The 4,134-nt window shown below is 70.9% G+C and carries 3 protein-coding genes and 1 pseudogene; 2 read left to right on the plus strand and 2 right to left on the minus strand.

From position 1 onward, the window contains the following. Positions 1-187: 187 nt before the first annotated feature. Entirely contained in the window at positions 188-754 is a 567-nt protein-coding gene (locus ASF41_RS19350; RefSeq protein WP_056220398.1) for a superoxide dismutase family protein, read from the minus strand. A gap of 321 nt (positions 755-1,075) precedes the next feature. On the opposite strand from ASF41_RS19350, the gene ASF41_RS19355 reads away from it, so the two are divergent. After that, positions 1,076-1,690, plus strand: a complete 615-nt coding sequence (locus tag ASF41_RS19355) for a hypothetical protein (RefSeq protein ID WP_056496188.1) — start codon at positions 1,076-1,078, stop codon at positions 1,688-1,690. A gap of 81 nt (positions 1,691-1,771) precedes the next feature. Here ASF41_RS19355 and ASF41_RS19360 read toward each other — a convergent pair whose 3' ends face one another. Then, positions 1,772-2,005, minus strand: coding sequence for a GcrA family cell cycle regulator (locus ASF41_RS19360; RefSeq protein WP_055951417.1), 234 nt, complete (start codon positions 2,003-2,005; stop codon positions 1,772-1,774). A gap of 457 nt (positions 2,006-2,462) precedes the next feature. Between ASF41_RS19360 and ASF41_RS19365 the strand changes: the two are divergent. Beyond that, a pseudogene (locus ASF41_RS19365) lies at positions 2,463-4,103 on the plus strand (inorganic phosphate transporter). Positions 4,104-4,134 lie beyond the last annotated feature (31 nt).

The following is a 4,134-nucleotide window of genomic DNA, read 5'->3' on the forward strand; positions in this document are numbered from 1 at the left end:
CCAGGACCACAACGCGCCGGACGCCATGTACGCCGAGGCCGGCCTCGACGCCGCCGGCATCCTCCAGACCGTCAAGAACGCCCTGCCCGAGCGGAAGGCGCGCGGCGCCAAGCTCGTCAGCGTCGTCCAGAAGTAGCGTCGTCCCGCATCCCGCGGAGCCCTCGGCTCCGCGGGGTCGAACGAAGGTCTACTTGATCACCGCGCAGGCGATGCGGGCGCCGGCCCCGCCGATGGGCTGGGTGGTGTGATCGTCCTCGTTGGCGTGGATGATCAGGGCCGAGCCGTCGCCGTCCTTGAGGGCACCCTCGCCGGTCAGCGGCGTCTCGCTCGACACCTCCGCGTTCACCGATCCGTCGGCATTGGCGAAGACGTTCGGCAGGTCGCCCTCGTCCGGACCCTCGGGATTGAGCAGGCCGTGCTTGCTCTGGTCGTGGTTCACGTGGGCCTTCGACTTCTCGAACTTCGCGGTGTCCGAGCAATCGCCCACGGCATGGAAATGGATGCCGTGCCAGCCGGGGGGCAGGCCGCCGGGCTGGATCGTCACGCGCATGACCAGGGAGCTGGCGCCGTCGCGGATCATGATCTTGCCGATGGGCTCGCCCTTCCCGTTCTGGATCGGGCTCTCGAATGTCTGCGGGGCCGCAGGGGGCGCTGCCTCCGCGGGCGCCGCCGGGGCGGCGGGCTGCGCGAGGGCCGCCTGGGCGGCGAAGGCCGTGCTGGCCGCGAGGGCAAGGACCGACGGAAGTCGTCTCATGAAATGGCTCTCCTCTCCATGCCGGGTACGCCGGTGGAGCGTCAACGAAGATGGTCGCGGGGGGCTCCACGGCAATGCCGGGGTGCCCGACCTTTCCCATGCCTGGAGCGGCGAGGCCAGATGCCGGGCCCTCGCGGACAGCTGTGTCCTGCGGCACCCAGGTGGTTGCCGTACGTGGACGAACTCTTAAGGTTTCGCTAAGTTTCCCGTGACGGGGCCAATGTCGGCGTCCGATCCGCCAAGTCTCCGCCGGTGGACGGTCCGCAGATCTTGGCGCGGCATGAACATCGATTGCAGCGTAAGACTCGTTGGGAGATTCCCATGACGTTCGCAGCCCTCCGCCGCCTCGGGTTCCTCGCTCTGATGCTGGGATTTCTGCCCGTCCTGGCGCATGCGCAGACGCCACCGTCCTCCGCTTCCGGGCGGACCTGGACCGACCCACCGCCCCGGGGGACCGACGAGGCCAAGGCTCCGTTGGCCAAGGCTTCGCTGGCCAAATCCTCGCAGACCAAGGCTCCGGTCACCAAGCCCGAGGCGCCCGAGCAGGCGGCCGCGGCGCCTGCCGAGGCGCGGCGACCGACGCACGCGGCGGTCCGGACGCCGAAAAGCGCGCGTGGGAATACCCAAGCACGCGTGCGGGTCGCGCGCCCGGCGGCATCCCCGTCGCGTCGTCCTGCCGTCCGGACGGTGGCGCGCGCCCAAGACCGCCAGGACCCCGCCGTCCGCCGCGTCACGACGCGCCCGCCGGTGATGCGCTACAGCTACGGCGTCGTCCCGGAATCGACTGGCCCGTTCGGGTACGAGGACGACCGGGCCCGCCGGATCCGCCAGGCCCAGGAGGCCGGGTACCTCGTGGTGCGGTCCCGCAGCGTCGAGTTCCCCGACGGCCGGCGCCTGCGCACCTATCGCCCCTACGAGGAGGAGGGCGACGACTAGGATGCGACCGGTTCCGCATAGGAAAACCCCGCCGGGGGGACCGACGGGGTTGGGGTGAGCGCGCGATGGGACGTCTGCGGATCAGCGCAGGCGGCCGGGCCGGGCCGGCTCGAACACGATGCGGCGGTGGAACGCGCACCAGCTCTTGCCGTCCGGCGCCGGGGCGCCGCAGCAGACGGCGCGGTCGTTGGGCTCGCCGATGATGAATTTGCACACGAAGGCACCGGACTGCGCGAACGGCACCCGCAACTCGGCGGAGGGTTCGGCGATGGCATCGGCCTCGCCGACCTGTGACATGCGGACAAGCTGGTTCATGGATCGAATGACTCGCGGACTGGCTTTCGCGGGCGGGGCCCTGCGGCGTGTGACGGATCGGGAGCGTGTCGCCTTCGGGAGGGCCTCTCCCCTGCATGGACACAGCGGGCGACCCGCGGACATGAATGGGAAGAATCGCGGACCTTGCGCAGGTCGGAAGCGCGGCCAGACCGGACGCGACAGCGTCATGATGCTGTTATATCTGGGGTTTGCCCCTCGGCAAACAAGTGCTGACGCATGTGTGTGTTGCAGCGCACAGGTTTCGGGCCGCTTTCTTGAGCCGCTGCGGGCCGGGCCGGCAGCCGTTACGAACCACGAATGGGTTTCATCCCGGCCGCTGCCAGGAGGCCGCCGGCTGTCATCGTCCTGAGACGGGACCGTCATAGAGCCCGGGACGTGCGGGGATCCTGCCGGGATCGACCCGCAGCGGCGATCGCCCAGCCGGGAGACCCGAATCATGGCCGATGCGATCGCCCCCGGACTCCGCCCGGTGCCGCAGGCGGAACCGGGCCGCCGCCCGGGCCCGAACCTCGACGGCCGCATCCCCGTCTCGGGCCTCCTGGCCTTCGCCCTCGTCCTCCTCGGCGGCCTCGCCTATGCTGGCTACAGCCTGATCCACGACATGAACGCGGTCGGCGAGACGCCGCTCGCGCTGGGGGCCTTCGCCCTCCTCGCCCTGGCCCTCCTGATCGCCCTGGCCTTCGAGTTCGTGAACGGCTTCCACGACACCGCCAACGCGGTGGCGACGGTGATCTAAACCCACGCACTCCCGCCGGTGGTGGCGGTGATCTGGTCCGGCGCCTTCAACTTCCTGGGCGTCATGCTGTCCTCCGGCGCGGTGGCCTACGCCATCGTCACCCTGCTGCCGGTGGAGCTTATCCTGCAGGTCGGCTCATCCGCCGGCTACGCGATGATCTTCGCGTTGCTGATCGCCGCGATTCTGTGGAACCTCGGCACCTGGGCGCTTGGCCTGCCGAACTCCTCCTCCCACGCCCTGATCGGCTCGGTGATCGGCGTCGGCCTCGCCAACCAGTTGATGGCGCCCGAGGGCCAGGGCACCTCCGGGGTCGAGTGGGGACAGGCCGTGACGGTGCTGGAGGGGCTGCTGTTCTCACCCGTCCTCGGCTTCGTCCTGGCGGCCCTGCTGCTCGTGGCCATGAAGGCGGTGGTCCGGCGCCGGGACCTCTACGAGGCGCCCCAGGGCGAGGCCCCGCCCCCGCTCTGGATCCGCGGCCTCCTCATCCTCACCTGCGCCCTGGTGTCGTTCTTCCACGGCGGCAACGACGGCCAGAAGGGCATGGGCCTGATCATGCTGATCCTGATCGGCGCGGCCCCCACCGCCTACGCCCTCAACCGGACCATGTCGGACGACATGACGCCGGTCTTCGTGCAGCAGTCGCGGGACGCCCGCACGGTGTTCGCCGCCCGGGCCGCGGGTGCGGCCCGTCCCGATGCGGCGGCCGCCCGGGCCCAGGTCGGCGAGGCCCTGCGGACGAAGGCGCTGAACACCCCCGCCGTCTATGCGGCGCTGGCCGCCCTCTCGGACGACATCGCCGCCTCGGTGCAGCGCCACGGCGCGATCCGCCAGGTGCCGGCCGCCGCCACCCCGAACCTGCGCAACGACATGTACCTCGCCGCCGACGCGGTGCGGCTGCTGCCGGCCGCCGGCGCCGGCTTCCCGGAGGCCGAGGGCAAGGTACTCAAGGCCTACGAGGGCCTGCTCAACGACGGCACCCGCTACATCCCCACCTGGGTGAAGGTCTGCGTCGCCCTGGCGCTCGGCCTCGGCACCCTGGTCGGCTGGAAGCGCATCGTCGTCACGGTGGGCGAGCGCATCGGCAAGACCCACCTCACCTACGCCCAGGGCGCCTCGGCCGAGATGGTGGCCGCTGGTACCATCGGGCTGGCCGAGCTCTACGGATTGCCCGTCTCCACCACCCACATCCTGTCGAGCGGCGTCGCCGGCACCATGGCGGCCAACGGCTCGGGCCTGCAGGTCGCCACCGTGCGCAACATGGCCCTCGCCTGGGTGCTGACCCTGCCGGCCGCCATCACCCTGGCGGGCGGGCTGTTCGTCATCCTGCGGCACGTGTTCTGACGACGGGGGCGCATCGCGTCCCAACCCCCCC

Origin of the sequence: Methylobacterium sp. Leaf111 (genome assembly GCF_001423285.1) — a bacterium.
Lineage (GTDB): Bacteria > Pseudomonadota > Alphaproteobacteria > Rhizobiales > Beijerinckiaceae > Methylobacterium.

Bases quoted from the DNA above. Each gene is read 5' to 3' on its own strand.
- ASF41_RS19350 (WP_056220398.1), bottom strand. From the start codon at position 754: ATGAGACGACTTCCGTCGGTCCTTGCCCTCGCGGCCAGCACGGCCTTC.
- ASF41_RS19355 (WP_056496188.1), top strand. From the start codon at position 1,076: ATGACGTTCGCAGCCCTCCGCCGCCTCGGGTTCCTCGCTCTGATGCTG.
- ASF41_RS19360 (WP_055951417.1), bottom strand. From the start codon at position 2,005: ATGAACCAGCTTGTCCGCATGTCACAGGTCGGCGAGGCCGATGCCATC.